The organism is Halosolutus gelatinilyticus (genome assembly GCF_023028105.1).
Classification (GTDB): Archaea; Halobacteriota; Halobacteria; order Halobacteriales; family Natrialbaceae; genus Halosolutus; species Halosolutus gelatinilyticus.
This window is the reverse complement of sequence record NZ_CP095491.1, coordinates 241,307-262,522: the sequence shown is the minus strand read 5'-3', so window position 1 is coordinate 262,522 and position 21,216 is coordinate 241,307. Positions and strand designations below refer to the sequence as shown.

The following is a 21,216-nucleotide window of genomic DNA, read 5'->3' as shown; positions in this document are numbered from 1 at the left end:
GCGAGCCCGCTCCGGGGGCTCTGCATCAGCGGGAGAACGACAAATTCCGAGCCCGCGGCTCCGCGATCGGCGTTACGGGTTCACCGCTGAGAGCACCTCGTCGGGCGCGGCGTCGAAGCCGCCCGCCTGTGCCACCCGTTCCGAGCCACCGCCGCCGCCGCCGAACTGGTCGGTCACGTCCGTGACCACCGCTGCCGCGGACACCGATCCGTTCGTCGCGACGACCGCGTACGGGGAGTCGCCGGCGCCGACGAGCACAACGACATCGGCGACCTCGCCGACCACTTCCCTCGCGACCTCGCTGGCCTCGTTCGAGTCGACGTCCTCGACCGTCGTCGCGATCCACTCGCACCCGCCGCGATCGAACGGCGTCTCCCCGGCGAGGCGCGTCTCGACGAGTTCCCGTCGAAGCGTCCGGACCTCTCGCGCGAGGCCGTCGCGCTCGTCGGCGAGCCGATCGAGTTCGTCGGGGACGTCTTCGACGGCGACGCCCAGCGCGCGCTTCGCGCCGTAGGCGGTCCGCTTCTCGACCGTGCGCCGACCGATCGCCCGCGGCCCGACGGCGAGTTCGACGCGCGTCACCCCCTCACCGGGGTTCGATCGGTCGAGGACCGTCACGGGGCCGATTTCGCGCGTGTTCCGGACGTGGGTCCCACCGCAGGCCGCGACGTCCCACGGCTCGCCCGCGCTGCCGTTGACTGCCCCGTTCGGGCGACCGCCGTTTCCGTTGTCGTCTCCACTTCCGATCGTGACGATCCGGACACGCCCCTTCCGGAACGCGCCCTCCTCGGTCGCCTCGTTGAACGCGATCCCGTCGCGTTCGCGCGCCTCCGCGACGGGAACGTCCTCCCACGAAACGGGGCGAGACTCCCAGACGGCCCGGTTGACCAGTTCGTTCAGTTCGATCAGCGTCTCGTCGTCGATCGGCGTGCTTGTCTCCAGGTCGACCCGAACCTTCTCGTCGCTGATGTCGAACCCGCCGTAGCCGAGGTCGTCGAGGAGGCGTCTGCCAGCGCCGTAGAGGACGTGGCTGGCGGTGTGGGCGCGCATGCAGTACATCCGGAACGACCAGTCGATCGAACACAGCACGCGCTGACCAGTCGCGAACGACGGCTCCGCGGCTAAGACGTGCACCTGCTCACCGTCGGCGTACCGGACGCCTTCGACCGCGACGTCGCCGATGGTTCCGCGGTCGGCCGGCTGGCCGCCGCTCTCGCCGTAGAAGTAGCTCGTCTCGAGCCAGACCTGTCGGCCGTCGATGGACGTCACTTCCGTCTCGAATCGCGTGGTGTACGGCTCCGCCGCCGCCCGTTGCCCGCTCATCGGTCGTACTCCGTGACGCGGTACCAAAAGTCTGCTCGCCGATAGACCGCGATCGATCGCCGTTTCGCGCGCTCGACCCCCGTCGCGCCCGATCGGAACCGATCGTTATTCGGCGAGTCGGACGTCGAGGCGGTCTTCGAGCGCGTCGATCAGGCCGCCGCCGATGCCGGCCTGCGTCGCGCGGCCCTGTTCTACGGCGAGGATGTCCTTCTCGCGGGCGCCGAGTTCCTCGGCGAGCTCCTCGCGCTGGAGGGCGGCCTCCTGACGGGCTTCGACGAGGGCTTGACCGTAGTCGGAGACGAGATACGGCAGGGGGTCATCGTCGTAGTTGGTTCCTTCTTTCTCCCAGTGTTCCGAGTCGCCGTCCCAGACTGGGTTCGCCTTCGCGACGTTCCGGGCGGCCTTCTTCTTTCGGCTCTGTTCGTCTCGAGAGCCGTCGGACCCCGTGCTCGAGCCCTGAGAGCCCTGCGACCCCTGCGAGCCGCGCCGTTGCTGTCGCCGCTTTCGACTGTCGTCGTGGGGCGCGCAATCGGGGCAGACCTCGAGCTCGGCGCCGGCGACTTCCGCGCGCCGGAGCGAGTTGCTTTCGGCACCACAGAGTTCGCAGTTCGTCCCGCCGCCGCCGGCGGACGAACCGGTCGAATATTTAGCCATGGTAGACTTTGGCAACTGCCGCATTTCAAATCTCCGCTTGGACGGAGCCGTGAGACGTCCGCGCAGACGCGGGCTCAGCGGAGCCGACCGTGTTCGCCCGGCCACCGATCGGGACCGAAGGCGGCGCGAGTCGTCGCACCGAACAGCCGTCGAAATCGGCAGCGTGTGCGTTGGTACGACCACGCAGAATCGAGTGAGATCGTGATGTATTTAAGGGGGCACCACCCACGTTCAGTTGCAGTCGGCGAGAAGCCGACGACAAAAACGCACGCGAGCGTGGGTAGCCAAGCCAGGCCAACGGCGCAGCGTTGAGGGCGCTGTCCCGTAGGGGTCCGCCGGTTCAAATCCGGTCCCACGCATCGCAAACGCGGGCTTCGCCCGCAAAACGCGAGGCGGCTCCGCCGCCGAGCGAGACGATGCAGGTGATTTCCCTTCGTGGACATCACCCACGCACAATTCCTTTCGACGCTACTTCCGAACAGCGGCCGGTCTCGAACCCGGAACTCCGGGTCGATCCGTCGATGAGCGGCGGCATCGCCGTTCTCGACCGTGGATCCGCCGCGCGGAGCGATCGACTCGATCGACGGTCGCGCGGATCGAACCACACCGATTACCGCCCCGGGGTGGGCGTACGCGCCCGAACTCGTGACGATGTCGCTCTCCTACCTCGCCGCGCGTCGCGAAATCGCCACGTGGTCCTTCGACGGCTCGGACCCCGCAACGCTCCAGCGGCAACTCGAGGCCGTCCAACAGTCGGTCGGCCCTGCATCGTTCGTCATCCTGCTCGTGACGGTCGCCTGAAGCGTCTACATCCTCGTAGCGGGGACGGCCGGGATCCACGACGTCGACGTGGGAAAGACGGTCTCACCGGCGCTGCTCGTCGGCTTCGGATCGTTCCTCCCGGATGTTACGTGATCGATGCTGCGAACCGATTCGCCGCCGTCCGCCGGCCGTCGACGCCCCGCCCGAGAGCGGATCGCTCCGAGACAGTAATCGCTTTCCGATCCGGCGCTAACGACGACGTATGGAGTACGTTTCGCGAGACCGGGTCCGTCCGTTCGCTGCGATCCTGAGTATCGTCTCGCTCGCGATCGTCTTCGCCGCGGCGGGCGGCCGGATTCCGTCATCGACCGTGCCGATCGCGCCCGAGTGGGTCCTCGACCTGATCCCCCACGTCAACGTCGCGATCAGCGCGACGGCGATCGCCACGATCGTGATCGGCTGGCGGGCGATCCGTCACGGACGGATCGACAGACACCGCAAATCGATGGTCGCCTCATTCGGCCTGTTCGCGACGTTTCTTGCCCTCTACCTCTACCGGCTGGTTGCGACCGGCGGCCCGCAGCCGTTTCCCGGCCCCGATGCGGTCTACCAGTTCGTCTACCTGCCAGTGCTCGCGATCCACATCCTGCTGGCGATCGTCTGCATTCCGCTGGTGTACTACGCGCTGTTGCTCGCCGCCGCGTACCCGATCGACGAACTCGTCCGGACGAACCACGCCCGCGTCGGCCGGATCGCCGCGAGCCTGTGGCTAATCTCGTTCTCGCTGGGGATCGTCGTCTACGCGCTGTTGCACGTCGCGTACTGACGTCGATCGCATTCGGACCGAATTCGTCGAAGGTGGCAAATTCAGATCATTTATTACCGCGTGAACGAACGATCGGCCCTGCTTCTCCAGACGGATCCGGGGGTCCCGTCGATGCCTGCCTTTCTGATCGCGGTCGGAATCTGGATCCTCTCGGACTGGTCGCTCGCCCTGCGATATCGGGACGCGGCCGACACGAACCAGGATCGTGGCTCGAAGCGCGCGATCGGACTGGCCGTCGTCGGGGGCGTTCTCGTCGCGGCCAGCGCCGCGACGCTCGCGCCGTCGGTGCGATTCCCGTACTCGACGAGCCCCTTCTGGATCGGCCTCGCGGTGATCCTCGTCGGTGTCGGGGTCCGCCAGTATGCCGTGTGGACGCTCGACGAGGCCTTCTCGCTCGTCGTTACGGTCGACGGAGACGACGAGGTGGTCGATTCGGGCCCCTATCGCTGGGTTCGCCACCCCTCGTACACGGGGGCGCTGCTCTCGCTGCTCGGGCTCGGTGTCGCGATCGGCAACTGGCTGAGCCTCCTCGTCCTCGTCGTCGCCGGACTGAGCGGGTACGGATACCGAATCAGGGTCGAGGAGCGCGCGCTTCGCGAAACGCTGGGCGAGGGCTACGTCGAATACGAAAATCGAACGCCGTACCGGCTGATCCCCGGACTCTGGTAGCACCCGGGCTCCGACGATGGCTCGGTATCAGTCGTCCGCCGGGAGGGTTCGGCTCCCGAGGTCGGGCCGGCTCACGTCCCGATCGGTCTCCTCGCCGTCGATGTCGTAGGGGTACTCGCCGGTCACGCAGCCGAGACAGAGGTCGATGCGCTCCTTCTCTAAGACGTCGGCGACGGCGTCAGTCGAGAGGTACGCGAGGCTGTCGGCGTCGATCGCGTCGCGGATCTCCGCGGTCGTCTTGTCCGACGCGATCAGTTCCCCGCGGGTCGCCATGTTGATGCCCATGTAACAGGGGGCGACGATCGACGGCGCGCCGATCCGGACGTGAACCTCCTCAGCGCCACAGTCCTTGAGCAGCTGGACCAGCTGCGTCGAGGTGGTCCCGCGGACGATCGAGTCGTCGATGACGGTGACGGTCTTGCCCTCGATCGTCGATTTGATCGGGTTCAGCTTCAATCGGACCGCGCGCTCGCGCTCGTCCTGGGTCGGCATGATGAAGGTACGACCGACGTACCGATTTTTCATCAGCCCCTCGGCGAACTCCACGCCGTCGTCGTCCCGGTCGCGGGGTTCGCCGTCGGCCGTCGTCTCGCTCGCGGCGTCGGCGTAGCCGGAGGCGAACGCGCGCCCGGAGTCGGGGACGGGCATCACGACGTCGGTTTCGACGCCGCTTTCCTCCCAGAGCTTGCGTCCCAGTTCCCGTCGGGCCTCGTAGACGAGCGTGCCGTCGATGACGCTGTCCGGCCGGGCGAAGTAGACGTGTTCGAAGAAGCAGTGGGCCGTATGCTCCTCCTCGATCAACTGGTAGGAGTCAAAGCCCTGGCCGTCCTCCTGAAGGACGACCAGTTCGCCGGGTCGGACGTCGCGGACGAGTTCGCCGTCCAGCGTGTCGATCGCCGCCGACTCGGAGGCGATCATGTAGCCGTCGTCGAGCTTCCCGATACAGAGCGGTCGGTTCCCTTGCGGGTCGCGGACGCCGAGGACGGTGTCGTCGTGGCTGATCGTCAGCGAGTACGAGCCGTGGATCCGCTGCATGGTACGCTTGACCGCGCGCACGAGGTCCTCCTCGAGCAGGTTGCGCGCGAGGTCGTGGGCGATGACCTCGGTGTCGCCGTCGCTGGTGAAGGCGTGGCCGACGGCCGCGAGTTCCTCGCGGATTTCGTCGGCGTTGATGAGGTTGCCGTTGTGGCTCAGGCCGAGCGACCCGCTCTTGAACGAGACGGAGAACGGCTGCGCACAACAGGAGTCGACCGACCCCGCGGTGGGATAGCGGGTGTGGCCGATTCCCGACGATCCGTTGAGCACGTCGAGGTCGTCCTCGTCAAAGACGTCCCCCACGAGCCCCATCTCGACGTGGCTGTGTTGCTGGAACCCGTCGTGGGTGACGATCCCCGCCGACTCCTGGCCGCGGTGCTGGAGTGCGTAGAGCGCGTAGTACAACGGCCGTGCCGCGTCGCGACCGCCCAGTGAGACGCCGACGACGCCGCACTTTTCGGTCATCCCTGTTCGCCGGGGAGTCTCGCCCCGCGCTTCAGTCATGGTCGTCCGTAGGGCGCCGAGTCGATAAAAATCCCCGTGTTTGTGCTTCCCCGGCGGCGTTCGACGCCGATTTTTGTGCACGTTCGTGCGCACCACCGGCCAGTCGCCCGAAGGCGATCGACTCCGGCGGCGTCGAATCGCGATCGTCGTTCCGTTCCGGTCGGTAGCGGCCAATTCGAGGGCGATCGACCGGGCGTCGATCGACCGACCGATCGTTACCGCGATCGGATCGGCACGAACGTGGTGATCGGGCTGGTCGTGTCGAATCTGCGCTACCCGTCCAGTTTCACGAGTTCGTCGACGTCGGGCATCTCCGCGGTGGCGTCGGTGATCTGTTCCGTCCGCTGGGCGTGCTTCTCGGCGGCGTAGCTCACCAGTTCGGCCTCGTCGAGGCCGGTCGCGTCGTCCTCCGAGGCGCCGCCGACGATCCGCTGGACGAGCATCGCCAGTTCGCCGACGGTCTCCTCGACGAGTTGCGGGTCGACGCCCTCGTCGCGCACCAGCGTCTTGAGCTTCCACATGCCGAAGCCGACGTGACGGCCCTCGTCGCTGCGGATCTTCGAGAAGCCCTCGACGAGCCCCGGCAGCTTCGGTAGCTCCTCGTAGTCGCCGCTGAAGTTCGATTGGACGCCGTAGTAGCCCGTCTGAGCGAGGATGCCCTCGATCGCCATGTGGTAGTGGCAGTACGCGATCGCGCGGTTTTCGGGCGTGTCGTCGACGAGCAGTCGGTGCATCGCAGCGTCGTTGCGCTCGAACAGTTCGTCGTAGGGCTCGGAGAACCACCGATCGTCGCCCGGCGAGGACCGCTCGAGTTCGCGCCGCTCTTCTTCCGGGTTGATCACGGTGCGCCAGTACCGATCGAAGAAGTCGGCGTGTTTGGCCTCCTCGTACAGTTGCGTCGTGACGAACTGCTGGTCGGCGACGTCACCGAGGACGACCGCGAGCGGCGAGAGGTCTTCCGTAACGGCCTCCTCGCCCGCACCGAATAGGGCCAGGGTCTCGCGCAGGCCGTCGAACGCGACCGGCGGCGCGTCGGAAATCGCCTCGCGATCGGGTTCGAGGTCGATCTCGTGGGGATCCCAGTGGCGCTCGACGGCGTTGCGGTAGTAGCGAAACGAGCGCCGATCGCGGTCGATCGCGGAGCGAGTGCCGTCCGTTGACATACGGTCGCGTTCGAGACGCGACGAAAAAGCGCTGCCGTTTACAACAGCCTGACAGTTTTCTCTCGTTCATCGGACGCGTCCGGTCGCGACGGCGGGCAGAGCGTTGAAGGCGGTTCGCTCGAACCTACGGGTATGCGACTCGAGGAGTACTGGGGGGTCGGTCCGAAGACGCGAGCGACGCTGATCGAGGAACTCGGTCGAGAGCGGGCGATCGAGGCGATCGAGAGCGGTGACGTTCGCGCGCTCGCGGACGCGGGGCTCCCCCGCGGCCGGGCGACGCGCATCCTGCGCCGGGCGACCGGCGGCGAGGGGATGGATATCCTGGCGACGAGCGACGCCCGATCGGCGTACAAGGAACTGCTCGACCTGGCCGTGGACCACGCCGTGACGCAGCGAGCGGCCGATCGGATCCGCGTACTCACGCCGCTCACGAACCGCGCGGCGATGGCGGCTCGTCTCGACGACGTCCTCGCCGCGCGCGACGCCTGGGCGGCCCTCGACGATGCCGATCGTGAGGCCGTCCTCGACGCCTACGAGCGCTACGATGAGCGCGACGGCAGCGACCACGCCGCCGTCGAGGCCGCGCTCGCACTCCTCGATGCGGGCGTCGACTCCGGCCCCTTCGAAGCGATCGCGGAACTCGAGCGCGAGCGCCTCGCCGAGGCCGCGGCCGCGCTCGCTGCGCTCGACGGCGAGCGGGGCCGGGTTCGTGAGGATGCTGACGAGGAACTCGACCGACTGCGAGACGCGCTCGGCGCCATCGAGGACATGGACGCGAACGCGCTCGAACTGATCGAGGACCTGCGCTCGGACGGCGTTCGCGACGTCGGGCAGTTCCGCGAGGCGTTCGAGGATCACCTCCTGGGAGCGACTGACGCGACGATCGACCAGGTGCGCGAGGCGATGCCGACCGACGCGGCCGACGCGACCGACTTCGTCGGCGGGACGCTCCGAACGCTCCGCTCCGATCTGACCGACGCGATCGACGAGCGCGAGGAGACCGTGGCGAGCGAGTTCGAGGAGACGCTGGCGGAGAGCAGCGAGGCCGTCGAGCAGGCGATCGCGGCCGTCGACGACATCGCGCTCCACCTGTCGCTCGCCCGGTTCGCGCTCGCGTACGGCTGTACGCGACCGGCGTTCGTCGAGGGGGACGAGGCGGCCGTCTCGGTCGTCAACGCCCGCAACCTCACGCTCGTGACGCGGGAGGACGGCACCGCAGCGAGAGTCAGAGACGACCGCGAGGACGGCACCGCAGCGCGAGCCGGAGGCGATCGCGAGGACGAGTCGGTGCAGCCGATCACCTACGGCCTCGGCGATCACGGCGTCACGAACGTCCCGGAGAGCATCGAGGCGCCGCCGGGCGAGGAGCACGTCGCGGTGTTGACCGGCGCGAACAGCGGCGGGAAGACGACGCTGCTCGAGACGCTGTGTCAGGTCGTCCTGCTCGCCGCGATGGGGCTCCCCGTGCCGGCCGATCGGGCTGAGGTGACGCCCGTCGATTCGCTCGTCTTCCACCGCCGCCACGCGAGTTTCAACGCCGGCGTCCTCGAGTCGACGCTGCGATCGATCGTGCCGCCGCTGTCGACCGGCGGGCGTACCCTGATGCTCGTCGACGAGTTCGAGGCCATCACGGAGCCGGGGAGCGCGGCCGACCTGCTGCACGGCCTCGTGACGCTGTCGGTCGACCGGGACGCGCTGGGCGTGTTCGTCACCCACCTCGCGGACGATCTGGAACCCCTGCCGCCCGAGGCGCGGGTGGACGGCATCTTCGCCGAGGGGCTGAACCCCGACCTCGAACTCCTGGTCGACTACCAGCCGCGGTTCGACACGGTGGGTCGATCGACGCCGGAGTTCATCGTCTCGCGGCTGGTCGCGAACGCGTCCGATCGAGCCGAACGCGCCGGCTTCGAGACCCTCGCGGAGGCCGTCGGCAACGACGTCGTCCAGCGGACGCTGGCGGACGCCCGCTGGAGCGAGTGACATCCGAACCCGGTCGACCGATCACCCGCCGCTTTCTCGCCAGTGATCGGGCCGAGGCTCGTCCGCGCCGATCGACCCATCGTAGGTGTACACCGTTCCGCCCTGATCCTCGCAGACGCGCGCTTCGAGGTACGCCAGCGCGGCGCGCCTGGAGAGGCCCCCCATCTCGACGACGTCTCCCAGGACGGTCTTGGTCGCGCGAAACCACGTCCGGAGATCGCGGTCCGCGCTGCCGGGCGCGACGTCGACGATCGCGCCGCGGCCGCCGTCGTGGCCGTCGCCCCACTCGAGCCAGCAGACGCGGTAGGTGGCGATCGCGTAGTCGTCCGCGGGGTCGACCACGTACAGCGCCTCGTGAACGCAGGGGTCGAGGTAGTCGGCGAGGATCCGATCGCGAGCGATCGCGTCCGCCAGCAGGTCGGCCGCGACGGCGCCGTCCGCCAGCGGGGTTTCGGCCGTGATCGACGTCGCGAGGGAGAGATCGTTCGCGCCCCAGTGGCTGTATCTGAGATCGTAGAGGTGGTCCGGCCGCCGGTAGGCGACGAGCGCTCTATGTCCCATCGGTTCGGCCCCCGTCGGACGGTTCGGTGGTCGGTTCGGGCCGCACCCTGTCGTGATGCATCGCCGGCACTGGCCGCCTTTCGGTACTTCAACCTCCGGCCGATCGCGCGAGAACACAACGACGATACCGTCTCGCGTCCTAGCGTCGCGCACTCGGTATGACGGACTACGATGCGATCGTCTTCGACAACGACGGCGTGCTGACGACACCGACGGACCGCGACGCGCTGATCGAAGCGGGTCGAGCCGCGTTCGAGGAGGTCGGCGTCACCGATCCGGCGGACGACCACGTCGAGACGCTGCTGGGACCGACCGTCGACTCGCTGCACCGCACCGCCGACGAGCACGGCGTCGACCCGCAGGACCTCTGGATCGCCCGCGAGCGCGCGGCGATCGACGCCCAGCTCGAGGAGATCCGGGCGGGTCGGAAGCGACTCTACGACGACGTCGACGTCGTTGACGCCCTCGAGACGGCGAAGGCGATCGTCAGCAACAACCAGCACGAGACGATCGGGAACATTCTCGATTACTTCGACCTGAACGGATTCAACCCCTGGTACGGCCGCGAGCCGACGATCGAGGGCATCGATCGGAAGAAACCGACCCCGTACTACCTCGAACTCGCGCTGGAGGAACTCGGCGCGACGAACCCGCTGTACGTGGGCGACACCTGGGTGGACGTCGAAGCCGCCGACGCCGCGGGCATCGACTCGGCGTACATCTGGCGCGATCACGCGGTCGGGTACGAGGAGTGGACGGCCGCGAGGCCGACCCACGAGATCGAGACCCTCGCGGCGATCCCCGATCTGGCCGGCCCCGCCACGGAGTCGTAGTCCCGAGAGCGATCGCGTTTCCGCGGGCGATCGCTTCGCCGGCGATTCCCGTTTGCCGCGGTTCGAACGCCGTCAGGCCACGACGCGCGCCTCCGCGCGGGTTTTTATCGCCTCGTTCATCGCCTCGAACCCTCGGCGGACGTTCGACTCGTCGAGCAGCAGACCGACGAGGAGGCCGTGGAACGTCTCGCGCTGGGTGAACCGCGTCCGATCGTCTGGGAGAGCTTCGAGTTCGAACGCGTGTTTGCCGTCGAACAACCCCGGAAGTCCGAGTCGACCGAGCCAGACCAGCCGTCGGCCGGGAGTCGCTTCGAGCACCCGCGGTCGGAGCGTCGCCGCGCGCGAGTCCGGCGGTTCGATCCGAACGCGGAGTCGAGTGCCGGTGATGGCGTCTCCTTCTATCGTCGGGATGAACGGGTTCCACGACGGGTAGGCGTCGAAATCGGACAGGACGGACCAGACCACGGCCGGCGGTGCGTCGATCGAGATCGACGCGACGAGTTCGGTCATCACCGATAGGAGGCGTCTCGAAGGGATGAGACTGCCGCTAGCGGGAGGACGGATCTCGATCCGATCGGGACCGTCACGCCGGCGCGTTCACCCGCCCCTCGGCGCGCGCCTTGATCGCCTCGTTCATCGCCCGAAACCCGCGTCCGGTCTCGTTCCTGTCGAACAGGAGCGGGACGAGCGCGCCCCGGACGGTCTCCCGGTGGAGCAACCGCGTCCGTTCGCCGTCGTCGATCGGTTCGAGGTGGAACTCGTGGTAGCCGTCGAAGGCGAACGGGACGCCGAGTCGGCCCTGCCAGACGAGTCGTCGTCCCTCCTCGACGGCGATAACCTCGGGTTCGAACGTCACCGGCCGCGACTCCGGGGGATCGATCCGAACCCGAAGTCGTTCGCCTTCGACGGCGTCGCCCTCGATCGATCGGATGAACGGGTTCCACGACGGGTACTGGTCGAACTCGAGGAGCACGTCCCAGACCACCTCTGGCGGGGCGTCGATCTCTTCGAACACTTCTGCCTGATCCATGCTAGCAGCGTACACCGCCCGCGGAGATGGGTGTGTCGGTTGCGCGGGCCGGCGGATCGGGTTGCCGGTGACACCAAAACCCCCTTTGTCGCTCGGTTCCGAGGAGTGACTATGACAGGGTCCGGTTCCCCTCCCGGCGTGGCCCGCGGCCTCTCCCGTCGAGCGTTCGTCCGAACCGCGGTCGCGATCGGCGGCGCGAGCGCGCTCGCCGCCTGTATGGGGCGCGAAGACGCTGACGTGCCGCAGGCCGACCTCGCTCCCGAGGAGCGACCAGACCGTCAGCACGCCTGGAACGAGTACCTGGCGGCCGACGATCACGGGAACGTCACGCCGCCGGAACACCACCTCCTGCTCGGCCTCGAATACGTCGGCGACGGCCCCTCGGGCGAGGAACGTACCCGGCTCGAGGACGCGCTGGCGAGCGTCGAGCGGGCGTACCGATACGGCAACGACGGCCTCGTGCTGACGATCGGGTACGGCCCCGCCTACTTCGACCGGTTCGACGACGCCCTTCCCGAGTCGGTCGACCTTCCGGAACCGGAAGCCCTGACGCCGATCGAGGACCCGGAGCTCGACGGGTTCGACGCGCTCGTCCACCTCGCCAGCGACCGCGGCCACGTCGTCCTGAGCGCGGAGGAGGCGCTGACCGGCGAGCTCGACGAGGTGAACGGCATCGGGGTCGAGGGAACGTTCGAGGACGTTTTCGAGGTCGCCGACCGCCGGACGGGCTTTATCGGCGACGGCCTCCCGGCGAAGAACCAGGAGGGCATCCGGGGGATTCCGAACTCCGAACCCGTCCCCGAGGACGCGCCGCTGTTCATGGGGTTCAAGTCCGGCTTCAAGCGCAACCAGGCCAGCGAGGACCGCGTCACGATCGAGGACGGCCCGTTCGCGGGCGGGACGACGACCCACCTCTCGAAGATCCACCTGCACTTAGACCAGTGGTACGAACAGGACAGCCGCGAGCAGCGCGTGGCCAAAATGTTCTGCCCGGCCCACGCCGCGGAGAATCGCGTCGAGGGCGCCGGTCACAACCTCGGGAACGCCAGCGGCGTCGAGGACTGCATCGATCGGGCCGAAGAGGACGCCCGAACGAGCGGCATCGTCGGCCACGCCCAGAAGGCCGGCCGCGCCCGCGAGGACGGCGATCCCATCATCCTCCGGCGGGACTTCAACTCGACCGACGACGATCAGGCCGGCCTGCACTTTCTCGCCCACCAGCGATCGATCGCCGACTTCGTCGCGACGCGCGAGGCGATGACCGGCAGCGATCTCACCGACGGGGCCGTCGGCGCCCGGACGAACAACGGCATCCTCCAGTACATGACGGTGCGCAATAGGGCGAACTACTTCGTTCCGCCACGACGCCTTCGCGCGCTTCCGTCGCCGAATCCGGAGTAGGACGTCGGCCGCCGGAACCGACGCGTTCGACGACGGCCGATCACGCGGCGCGATCGGTTCGACGAGTTCGGCGACTTCCTCGCGTACGCGCGACCACAGCAAAACGAGGAACGATCATACCGAGCATCGATGCGCGGTAACGGCGATCGATGCGAGACGAGAGCCGGTGCGACGGCGAGTGCCGCCTCCCCTAGGGTCTTTGCCGTCGCGGCCGACTCGGAACTCGATGCGCGCCGCAGCCTTCACCGAGTTGATCGGCCCGGACGGAGTCAGCGTGATCGATCGGCCGGCCCCCGACCCCGGTCCCGGCGAGGCCGTCGTCGACGTCGAAGCCTGCGCGATCAACCGCCACGACCTGTGGATCCTCGAGGGCGACTCCGCGATGGTCGACGCCGCCGACCTGCCGTTCGTCACGGGGCTGGACGTCGCCGGCGTCGTCCGCGAGGTCGGCGACGACGTCTCGGAAATCGACCCCGGGGACGAGGTCGTCCTCTGCCCGAACGAGACCTGCGGAACGTGCCGGTTCTGCAGGGAGGGCCCGGAGAACCTGTGCGAGGAGTTCTCGCTGTACCACGGCGGCCTCGCCGAGGCCGCGACCGTCCGGGCCGATCGCCTCCTCGAACGCCCGGCGGGCGTCTCCGCGACCGCCGCGGCAGCGCTTCCGACGGCGTATCTGACCGCCTTCCACATGCTCCGGCGGGCTGACGTCGGCGCCGGCGATCTCGTCTTCGTCCCGGGCGCGACCGGTGGCGTCGGCGTCGCGACCGTCCAGCTCGCGTCGATCGTCGGCGCCCGAACCGTCGGCACCTCCTCGTCGGCGGCGAAACTCGATCGGGTCCGCGATCTCGGACTCGATCACGGGATCCAGTCGACCGATCCCGACGAGATCCGCGATAGCCTCGCGGACCTTGGCCCGGCCGATGCCGTGATCAATCACCTCGGCGGCGAGTACACCGCCCTCGGTCAGGACGCGCTGCGCCGCGGCGGGACGATGGTCGTCTGCGGGCGAACCGCGGGGAACGCGTCGTCGATCGACGTCCCGGATCTGTTCCTGGGACACAAGCGGATCGTCGGCTCGACGATGGGGACCCAGGACGACCTCCGGCGACTCGTCGACCTCGTCGCCGCCGGCGACCTCGACCCGGCGATCGACGAGACATACCCCCTGGCGGAGACCGGGAACGCGTTCGCGGCGATGCGAGAGCGCGAGAGCGTCGGGAAGCTCGTCGTCGAACCGTAGGGATCGGATCCAATCCGTGCCAGAACGCGCCGGCCCGACCTATTTCACGCCGGTCGGCGTCCGTCCCGTATGACCGACATCGCGATCACCGGTGCGTCGGGCCGGGTCGGGCGGGAGGCGATCGAGGCGTTTCCGGACGACGACCTGACGCTCTTCTCGCACAGCGAGTCGGAAGATCTGGACACGACGCCGCTCGAGGTCGCCGATCGAGACGAGTTCGTCGACGCGCTCGGCGACCAGGACGTGCTGATCCACCTCGCTGCCAACCCCGATCCGCGGGCCGAGTGGGACACGATCGAGGGGCCGAACGTCGACGGCGTCTACAACGCCTACGAGGCGGCCGTCGAGAACGATCTGGAGCGCGTCGTCTTCGCGAGTTCGAACCACGCGGTCAACATGGACAACGCCGTCTCCCCGATCCGCCCGGAGTCGACGGTCGGCAAACCAGACGTGGTCCGCCCCGATGACCCGCCGAATCCGGACACCTATTACGGCGTGAGCAAGGTCTTCGGCGAGGCGATGGGGTCGTACTACGCGAAGCGCCACGGACTGGACGTCGTCAACCTACGGATCGGCTGGCTGCTCTCGCGGGACGAACTGCGCGAGGAGATCGCCGATCGCGACGGGGCCGGGGAACGCTACGCCCGCGCGATGTGGCTCAGCCCCGGCGACTGTCAGCGCGTGATCCGCGCGACTGCGACGCGATCGCTCGGCGAGACGCCGACGGTCGCCCACGGCATCTCCCGGAACGCCGAGCGATTCCTCTCGCTGTCGGAGACGATGCTCGAGTTCGACTATCGGCCCAGAGACGACGCGGCCGAAGTCCTCGACGACGAGGTCGACGGCCGAAACGGGCTGGAAACGACGTGAGGGACGGCGCGCTCGCACCGATCGCACTCGCCCGACCGGGTGCGATCGATTCCCGATATCGAAACACGCAATAGCGGAACCGTCCTACTCCAACACATGTCAGACAAGGTGTCGGAGTGGGCGGGTTACACGGAAAACCTCGAGATGTCCGTATTCGGGTACATTATCGCGGTCCCCATCGTCATCATACTGCTGCCGTTGCTCCCGATCCTTGTGCTCTTCTGGCTCGTCTGGCGCGCCGTCACCTCCGAAGAGGAGATCGAACCGAGTTACCAGACGTGGCGCGAGCAGTCGGGTCGACCGCCGAGCGGTTCCTAAAGCGTGAGGAGTTCGGTTTTCGTATCGGTTTCTGCGCGACTCGTCGATCGGTCTACGGCGTCGACGCCGATCGGCGTCCGCGGCCGAGTTTCGATCGAGAGCCGCGATAGAGTCCCGATCAGTCGTCCGCGCCCGCCGACGCGGCTGACAGCGGCGCCTCCCCGGGCAACTCGTCCCGACCGTGGGGCGCCTCGAAGTCGAGGTCGGGACCGCGAGCGACGAGCCGGTTCGGGTTGACGTCCGGGTGGGTCGTGTAGTAGTGTTCCTTGATGTGGTCCATCCGCACCGTCTCGCTGAAACCGGGGGTCTGGTAGAGGTCGCGCAGGTACGGCCAGAGGTTCTCGTACTCGCGGACGTACTGGACGTTACACATGAAGTGAGTGTGGTAGACGGTGTCGAATCGGACCAGCGTCGTGAACATCGCGATATCCGCCTCGGTGAGCCGATCGCCGGCCAGGTAGCGCTGCTCCCCGAGCACGTCGTCCCAGCGATCGAGCGCCGCGAACAGGTCGTCGACCGCCTTGTCGTAGGGCTCCTGTTCGGTCGCAAACCCGGCCCGGTAGACGCCGTTGTTGATCGGCTCGTAGATCTCGTCGATGATCCGATCGACCTCTTCTCGGTAGCCTTCGGGGTAGAGGTCGACGTCGTTCGTCGCGATCGAGTCGAATTCGGTATCCAGCATCCGCATGATCTCCTTCGACTCGTTGTTGACGATCGTGTCCCGCTCCGTGTCCCAGAGGACAGGGACCGTCACCCGGCAGGTGGCGTCGGGGTCGGCCCGGACGTACAGTTCGCGCAGGTAGTCCGCGCCGTGGACGTGATCGCGGGTGCAGCCCTCCTTCTCGGGCGTAAATTGCCAGCCGTCCTCGTCGCGATAGGGGTCGACGACCGAGACGGAGACGGCGTCCTCGAGACCCTTCAGCGCGCGGGTGATCAGGGTCCGGTGCGCCCACGGACAGGCGTAGGAGACGTAGAGGTGGTACCGGCCGACCTCCGGCTGGAACTCGGCGTCCGGATCGTCGCGGACCCGATCCCGGAACGTCGTCTCCTGGCGCTGGAAGGACCCGTCGTCGCTGTTCGATTCGGAGGCGTCGGTGCGCCACTCGCCGTCGACGAGCATGTTCATACCCCGACTAGGACCCGGACGCAAAAGTGTCCTCGCTAACCCTCGCGTAACCGGCGTCGGCTGCGCGATCGTCGGAACTGGCGTTCACTGACCGCCGTCAGTACGCCGCTTCGAGCACGGTTTCGATCTCCGCCCGCGTCGGCTCCAGTCCAGACGGCGCGTTCGCCATGAAGGAGTCGGCCAGAATCGCGTCGGCGACGGCCGGGAATTCGTCGGGTTCCGAGCCATCGACGTCCCGAAGCCGCGCCGGCAGATCCAGCGCGTCGCGAACGTCCGCGACGGCCTCGACGATCGCCTCGGCTCGATCGTCCAGCGCCTCGCGATCAGCCGCGCCATCGCGATCGGTTTCACCGTCGACGCCAAGCGCGTCCGCGAGCAGATCGCGCCGGCCGTCGACCTGATCGAATAGGTAGCGCAGGACGTGCGGTGCGACGACGCCATGGGCCGCGCCCTGCTGGACGTCGTACGATCGGGTCAGGCCGTGTCCGAACGCGTGGATGATCGACAGCGTCGTCTCGCCGGGTCTGGCGATTCCGTACTGGACGAGCATCGTCCCCTCGAGAACGGGTTCGAGCACGTCCTCCGCGGGGTCCTCCTCGCCGAGTCGCCGGAGGCCATTCCGCAGGAGACCCAGGCCGCGCACGGCGGTCGCGTCCGTGACCGGCGTCGCGTTCGCCGCGTAGAGCGTCTCGATCCCCTTGTCGAAGCCGTTCATCGCCGACGCGGCGAGGATCCGCTTCGGCGTGGTCGCGACGAGCGCGGGATCGTAGACGATCGCGCTCGGCATCAGTCGCGGATCGCCGACGCCGCCGCCCGCCGGCTCGTCGACGAGACCGGAGTCGGGCGAGGCGGTGACGCCCGCGCCGGTCGAGAGGTCGGCGCCGGCCAGCGTCGTCGGGATCGCCACGATCGGCGGCAGTTCGCCGTCAGGGATCGAGATCGTTCCTCGATCCTGGAACTCCCGACCGACCGCGTCGGGATCGCGATCGTCGGCCGCGAGCGCGCTTACGACCTTCGCGACGTCGAGGCTGCTGCCGCCGCCGAGGGCGACGAGGACGTCGGCGCCGCGGTCTTCCATCGCCGCGAGTCCGTCGAACGCCGTGGCGAGGCGTTTCGCGGGTGTCGTCTCCGCGAAGACGCCCGCGAGTCGATCGCCCAGGCCCTCGGTGACGGGGCCGATCACCTCGGGGGAGGTCCCGACCGTCGACCCGCAGACGACGAGCGCCCGATCGAGACCCCGTCGATCGAGTTCGTCGGCGAGGTCGCCGACGCTCCCGGAGCCGAACCGGAGGGTACCGGGGTCGTACTCGAATCGGAAGCCGTCGGGTCTACTCACGCGGATCCCCTCTCGCTCGTCCGTTCGACGCGTCTTGTCCGGCTCGCGTCGTTCGTTCGACGCACGTTACTTGCCCCCGTCCTCGACGTTCGGGCCGTCGAACGCCGGTAGCTGGGCCTCGATCCGCTCGCGTTCGTCCTCGAGCCACTCCGGGAGGGTGAGCGAAGATCCGAGTTCGTCGACGTCCTCGTCGACGGCGAAGCCGGGCCCCGTCGTCGCGACCTCGAAGAGCACGCCACCGGGTTCCCGCGAGTAGATCGATCGGAAGTACTTGCGGTCGATCACCTGCGTCACGTTCAACCCGCCGTCCTGGAACGCGCTGCGCCACCGTTCCTGCTCCTCGACGTCCGCCGCCTTGTACGCGACGTGATGGACAGTGCCGACGCCCATCTGCCCCCTGTCGGCGTCGGTTTCGACGAGGTCGACGACCGACCCTGGACCACCCTCGGGCGTCCGGTACCGGCGCCGATCGCCCGTCTCGCCCTGGAACTCGTAGCCGAGAACGCCGGTGAGCACCTCGGCCGTCGGACCGACGTCGTCGACGGCGAGCGTCACGCTGTGAAACCCCCGAAGCTGCCGGTCAGTCGGGACCGGTCCCTCACCCCAGGGCCGGATGTCGGCCTCCAGCGCGTCCTCGCTCGCGATCAGTTCGAGGCCGATCCCGTCCGGATCGGCGAACCGGAGCACCGGCTCGCCGAACCGCTCGGATCGATCGATCCCGACGCCGCGGGATTCGAGCCGATCGACCCAGTAGTCCACGGAACCGGGTGAAATGAGGTAGGCCGCGTCCCGGGTCTGACCCGCCCCGAACCGGCCCTGACGGCCCCGATCGGTCCACGGGAAGAACGTGATGTTCGTTCCCGGCGTTCCTCGCTCGTCGCCGAAGTAGAAGTGGTACGTTCCGGTGTCGTCGTGGTTGACGGTTTTCTTGACGAACCGAAGACCGAGCGTATTGACGTAGAAGTCGGCGTTTGCGTCCGGATCGCCGGCGATCGCCGTCACGTGGTGGAGTCCGGGGGTCGTCGGTGTCATGATGGCTTCCGGTAGGGAGCGGACACGGGTATCGTTTAGCTGACGCCGGTGTTACCTGGGACGATCCGTGTTAGCACCACCCTTAATCGGGCTCCGATCGAGACGGTGGTATGGGCTGTCCCTACCTCGAGTACCGGCGCGAGTCGGGCGACCTCGCGTTCGATCGCGAGCGGGCGTACTGCACCGCAGCCGACCGGTTCGTCCAGCCGATGCGCGCCGACATCTGTAACGATCGGTACGACCTGGTCCACAGCGACCACTGCGAGATCTACCGAGAGCACGCTGTGGGGGCGACCGAACCGGCGGACTCCGCGGAGGAAGCCGACGAATGAGCTACGAGGACTACCTGTCGGGCGAGCCGGTTATCGTCACCGCGGCGCTGACGGGCGGCGTCCACGGCAAGGAGGCGAATCCGAACCTGCCGGAGACGCCCGAGGAGATCGGTCGAGCCGCCGCGGCCGTCGAGGCGGCCGGCGCGTCGGTGGTTCACCTGCACGCTCGAGAGCCGAACGGGGAGCGATCGTTCGCGACCGAGCGGTTCCAGGCGATCGACGACGAGGTTCGCCGCCGCGCCGACGACGTGATCGTCCAGCACTCGACGGGCGGCACCGCAGCGCCGAACGCCGATCGGCACCTGCCGCTGCGGACCGATCCGCCGCCGGAGATGGCCTCGCTGGACATGGGGCCGCTGAATCGGTACGACCACCTCACGAGCGAGAACACGCGAGCGTTGGTCGATTCGCTCCACGAGGAGATGCGCGATCGCGGCATCAAGCCGGAACTCGAGGTGTTCAACGACGGCCACCTGAACGAAGTCCACGGGTTACTGGAGCGGCGCGACCTCGTCGAACCGGTCTACGCGACGCTGATCTTCGGCGGCGGGACGCTCACCCGGCCGCGGCCCCGGAATCTGTTCAACGCCGTTTCCAACCTACCCGAGGGGGCGAAGTTCAACACTCTCGGATTCGGCCCCCACCAGCTACCGTTCGCGACGCTCGCCGTGTTGCTCGGCGGCCACGTCCGCGTCGGCCTCGAGGACAACGTCTACTACCGCAAGGGCGAACTCGCCGAGAGCAACGCGCAACTCGTCGAGCGGGTCGTCCGCGTCGCCGAGGAACTCGGCCGCGAGGTCGCGACGCCCGCACAGACGCGCGAGATACTGGGACTTTGATTCGTCTCTCCTTCCGCGGATAGCGAGGACGAGGCCGCGAAGGCCGTAGCTGACACCGAAGACGGAGATGTGTGACAGTCGCTATCGAGGCTGACGTCAGCGACTTTGCCTGTCAGCAGGCGGCCCAGCAGATGGAAGACGGCGGTTGTATCGTCGACCTCTCGTCGCATCACATGAACATCACTCGGTAACGGATCGAATGATACTAATAGTAATCAACCAGTTCTCTATAGTGATCAGAAGAACACGCCTGCAGCCTATGCGTATTGGCACTTCGTATATTTCGGACACGATAATGTCCGCCTCCTCGACGGTGGAAAAGACCGTTGGATGGCAACGGATTATCCGACCACGGACTCACCGAGCGATTTTACCCCGCAGCGATACGAAGTTTCTACTGTACGAACCGAGATCAGAGCAACGATCACTGAAGTCGAAGAAGCAACCCACCAGGATAATCCTGTGATTAGTGTTCGGAATCCAAAAGAGCATACGGGGTCTCTCACATATACGCTCATTTGGGCCACTCTTATGGTGCGAGGAGAACTCTCAGCGACCGCGGTACCACGATTTATCAAGAACTCACTCTTCAGTAAACCACGTATCCGTGGAAGTAAGAATATACCATTTGAAACGATCGTTGATAAGGACGGTACGCTGAGACCGATTGAAGAACTTCGCTCCATCGTGGAGTGCAACCAGTTAAACGCAGATCAAGAGATAATTATCTACTGTGCTGCCGGATACCGATCCTCGTTATTCTGGTTTGTCCTGTCTGAGTTGCTCGGGTTCGACTCAGTGAGGAATTACGATGGATCTTGGGTAGAATGGGGAAGCCAGAAGAGACGATAATGCCACCTATGGGCCTGTTTCTGGAGGATGGCCCTCCGTGTACGTATCTCGGAACTCCTGAATTAGTTGTCCAGTATTCGCATACCATTCGTTGAGCATTCGTTGGAACTCATCTGCAATCTCGTCGGGATCTGTGGGCCGGTAGACATGATGATAGCCGCCCTTGGGACAGCTTTCTTGCTCTTTCTTGGCAACTCCAGCCTCCTGGAGGCGTTTGACCGAACGATATGCCGTCGTCCGTTCACGGTCAATAACGTCCGCGATCTGATCCACAGTCAGCGACTCGGGACACTTCACTAACAGTCTAAACACCCCTCTGTCGAGCTCATTCAGCCCGAGCATACATTCGAGAAGTCCCTCGCATTCCCGTTCGTCTTGGAGTTGTTTTAGGACAGCGTCTGCCATTGTTGTCGGTATTTGGTGCTGCTACCAGATAAAGATTGCACATCTACTGCATACATCTCTACAGTCGTACAAAAAATCTTAAACGTTCAATTCGCTCTAACCGAGTGCCTTGAGCAGATTCACGC

23 protein-coding genes and 1 tRNA gene are annotated in these 21,216 nt (G+C 66.9%); 13 read left to right on the top strand and 11 right to left on the bottom strand.

Annotation, left to right across the window (positions count from 1 at the left end; genetic code table 11):
• Positions 1-72: 72 nt before the first annotated feature.
• Together MUH00_RS01335 and MUH00_RS01330 are read right to left on the bottom strand one after the other, a co-directional pair.
• Positions 73-1,323, bottom strand: a complete 1,251-nt coding sequence (locus MUH00_RS01335; RefSeq protein ID WP_247001907.1) for an alanyl-tRNA editing protein — start codon at positions 1,321-1,323, stop codon at positions 73-75.
• Positions 1,324-1,428: 105 nt separating this feature from the next.
• Positions 1,429-1,977, bottom strand: coding sequence for a helix-turn-helix domain-containing protein (locus MUH00_RS01330; protein ID WP_247001905.1), 549 nt, complete (start codon positions 1,975-1,977; stop codon positions 1,429-1,431).
• Between the two features lie 274 nt (positions 1,978-2,251).
• On the opposite strand from MUH00_RS01330, the gene MUH00_RS01325 reads away from it, so the two are divergent.
• The 4 genes from MUH00_RS01325 to MUH00_RS01310 all read left to right on the top strand — a co-directional run bounded on the left by MUH00_RS01325 (position 2,252) and on the right by MUH00_RS01310 (position 4,234).
• Positions 2,252-2,336: transfer RNA gene (locus MUH00_RS01325), tRNA-Leu, on the top strand.
• Between the two features lie 190 nt (positions 2,337-2,526).
• Positions 2,527-2,778, top strand: coding sequence for a hypothetical protein (locus MUH00_RS01320; RefSeq protein ID WP_247001903.1), 252 nt, complete (start codon positions 2,527-2,529; stop codon positions 2,776-2,778).
• A gap of 223 nt (positions 2,779-3,001) precedes the next feature.
• Complete coding sequence (locus tag MUH00_RS01315) at positions 3,002-3,565, top strand: DUF420 domain-containing protein (protein ID WP_247001901.1); 564 nt, start codon at positions 3,002-3,004, stop codon at positions 3,563-3,565.
• Positions 3,566-3,676: 111 nt separating this feature from the next.
• The gene (locus tag MUH00_RS01310; RefSeq protein WP_247001898.1) at positions 3,677-4,234 is read left to right on the top strand and encodes a methyltransferase family protein; all 558 of its coding nucleotides are present in this window, start codon (positions 3,677-3,679) and stop codon (positions 4,232-4,234) included.
• A gap of 27 nt (positions 4,235-4,261) precedes the next feature.
• On the opposite strand, the gene purF is transcribed toward MUH00_RS01310, so the two are convergent.
• Both purF and MUH00_RS01300 read right to left on the bottom strand, forming a co-directional pair.
• The gene (gene purF / locus MUH00_RS01305; protein WP_247004039.1) at positions 4,262-5,734 is read right to left on the bottom strand and encodes an amidophosphoribosyltransferase; all 1,473 of its coding nucleotides are present in this window, start codon (positions 5,732-5,734) and stop codon (positions 4,262-4,264) included.
• Between the two features lie 311 nt (positions 5,735-6,045).
• The gene (locus MUH00_RS01300; RefSeq protein ID WP_247001896.1) at positions 6,046-6,936 is read right to left on the bottom strand and encodes a ribonucleotide-diphosphate reductase subunit beta; all 891 of its coding nucleotides are present in this window, start codon (positions 6,934-6,936) and stop codon (positions 6,046-6,048) included.
• Positions 6,937-7,068: 132 nt separating this feature from the next.
• Here MUH00_RS01300 and MUH00_RS01295 point away from each other — a divergent pair, with 132 nt between their 5' ends.
• Entirely contained in the window at positions 7,069-8,916 is a 1,848-nt protein-coding gene (locus MUH00_RS01295; RefSeq protein ID WP_247001895.1) for a MutS-related protein, read from the top strand.
• 21 nt (positions 8,917-8,937) lie between these two features.
• Here MUH00_RS01295 and MUH00_RS01290 read toward each other — a convergent pair whose 3' ends face one another.
• Positions 8,938-9,477, bottom strand: a complete 540-nt coding sequence (locus MUH00_RS01290; RefSeq protein WP_247001893.1) for a DUF6735 family protein — start codon at positions 9,475-9,477, stop codon at positions 8,938-8,940.
• A 158-nt stretch (positions 9,478-9,635) separates the two neighbouring features.
• Between MUH00_RS01290 and MUH00_RS01285 the strand changes: the two genes are divergently transcribed.
• Positions 9,636-10,310 (top strand): HAD family hydrolase, encoded by a 675-nt coding sequence (locus MUH00_RS01285; RefSeq protein WP_247001891.1) that lies wholly within the window; start codon positions 9,636-9,638, stop codon positions 10,308-10,310.
• A 72-nt stretch (positions 10,311-10,382) separates the two neighbouring features.
• Here MUH00_RS01285 and MUH00_RS01280 read toward each other — a convergent pair whose 3' ends face one another.
• Positions 10,383-10,820 (bottom strand): SRPBCC domain-containing protein, encoded by a 438-nt coding sequence (locus MUH00_RS01280; protein WP_247001889.1) that lies wholly within the window; start codon positions 10,818-10,820, stop codon positions 10,383-10,385.
• 73 nt (positions 10,821-10,893) lie between these two features.
• Positions 10,894-11,340 carry an SRPBCC domain-containing protein gene (locus MUH00_RS01275; protein ID WP_247001887.1) on the bottom strand — a complete coding sequence of 149 codons (447 nt, stop codon included), beginning with the start codon at positions 11,338-11,340 and terminating at the stop codon, positions 10,894-10,896.
• Positions 11,341-11,451: 111 nt separating this feature from the next.
• Here MUH00_RS01275 and MUH00_RS01270 point away from each other — a divergent pair, with 111 nt between their 5' ends.
• The 4 genes from MUH00_RS01270 to MUH00_RS01255 all read left to right on the top strand — a co-directional run bounded on the left by MUH00_RS01270 (position 11,452) and on the right by MUH00_RS01255 (position 15,169).
• Positions 11,452-12,741, top strand: coding sequence for a DUF7405 family protein (locus MUH00_RS01270; protein ID WP_247001885.1), 1,290 nt, complete (start codon positions 11,452-11,454; stop codon positions 12,739-12,741).
• A 226-nt stretch (positions 12,742-12,967) separates the two neighbouring features.
• Positions 12,968-13,981, top strand: coding sequence for an alcohol dehydrogenase catalytic domain-containing protein (locus MUH00_RS01265; RefSeq protein ID WP_247001883.1), 1,014 nt, complete (start codon positions 12,968-12,970; stop codon positions 13,979-13,981).
• 69 nt (positions 13,982-14,050) lie between these two features.
• Positions 14,051-14,851 carry an NAD-dependent epimerase/dehydratase family protein gene (locus MUH00_RS01260; protein ID WP_247001881.1) on the top strand — a complete coding sequence of 267 codons (801 nt, stop codon included), beginning with the start codon at positions 14,051-14,053 and terminating at the stop codon, positions 14,849-14,851.
• A gap of 96 nt (positions 14,852-14,947) precedes the next feature.
• Positions 14,948-15,169, top strand: coding sequence for a DUF7535 family protein (locus MUH00_RS01255; protein ID WP_247001879.1), 222 nt, complete (start codon positions 14,948-14,950; stop codon positions 15,167-15,169).
• Positions 15,170-15,287: 118 nt separating this feature from the next.
• Here MUH00_RS01255 and MUH00_RS01250 read toward each other — a convergent pair whose 3' ends face one another.
• The 3 genes from MUH00_RS01250 to MUH00_RS01240 all read right to left on the bottom strand — a co-directional run bounded on the left by MUH00_RS01250 (position 15,288) and on the right by MUH00_RS01240 (position 18,663).
• Entirely contained in the window at positions 15,288-16,295 is a 1,008-nt protein-coding gene (locus MUH00_RS01250; RefSeq protein WP_247001877.1) for a glutathione S-transferase family protein, read from the bottom strand.
• Positions 16,296-16,392: 97 nt separating this feature from the next.
• Positions 16,393-17,631, bottom strand: a complete 1,239-nt coding sequence (locus tag MUH00_RS01245) for an iron-containing alcohol dehydrogenase family protein (RefSeq protein ID WP_247001875.1) — start codon at positions 17,629-17,631, stop codon at positions 16,393-16,395.
• A 66-nt stretch (positions 17,632-17,697) separates the two neighbouring features.
• Complete coding sequence (locus MUH00_RS01240) at positions 17,698-18,663, bottom strand: ring-cleaving dioxygenase (protein ID WP_247001873.1); 966 nt, start codon at positions 18,661-18,663, stop codon at positions 17,698-17,700.
• Between the two features lie 110 nt (positions 18,664-18,773).
• Here MUH00_RS01240 and MUH00_RS01235 point away from each other — a divergent pair, with 110 nt between their 5' ends.
• The 3 genes from MUH00_RS01235 to MUH00_RS23100 all read left to right on the top strand — a co-directional run bounded on the left by MUH00_RS01235 (position 18,774) and on the right by MUH00_RS23100 (position 20,686).
• A complete protein-coding gene (locus MUH00_RS01235) occupies positions 18,774-18,995 on the top strand; it encodes a hypothetical protein (protein WP_247001871.1) in 222 nt (73 codons plus the stop codon).
• Positions 18,992-19,834: a beta-keto acid cleavage family enzyme gene (locus MUH00_RS01230; protein ID WP_247001869.1), complete on the top strand. Its 843-nt coding sequence runs from the start codon at positions 18,992-18,994 to the stop codon at positions 19,832-19,834. Before MUH00_RS01235 ends, MUH00_RS01230 begins: the two co-directional genes overlap by 4 nt.
• Before the next feature lie 330 nt (positions 19,835-20,164).
• Positions 20,165-20,686, top strand: a complete 522-nt coding sequence (locus MUH00_RS23100; protein ID WP_425603032.1) for a sulfurtransferase — start codon at positions 20,165-20,167, stop codon at positions 20,684-20,686.
• Between the two features lie 6 nt (positions 20,687-20,692).
• Here the strand turns inward: MUH00_RS23100 and MUH00_RS01225 are convergent, their stop codons facing one another.
• Positions 20,693-21,091: a helix-turn-helix domain-containing protein gene (locus MUH00_RS01225; RefSeq protein WP_247001867.1), complete on the bottom strand. Its 399-nt coding sequence runs from the start codon at positions 21,089-21,091 to the stop codon at positions 20,693-20,695.
• Positions 21,092-21,216: the final 125 nt, after the last annotated feature.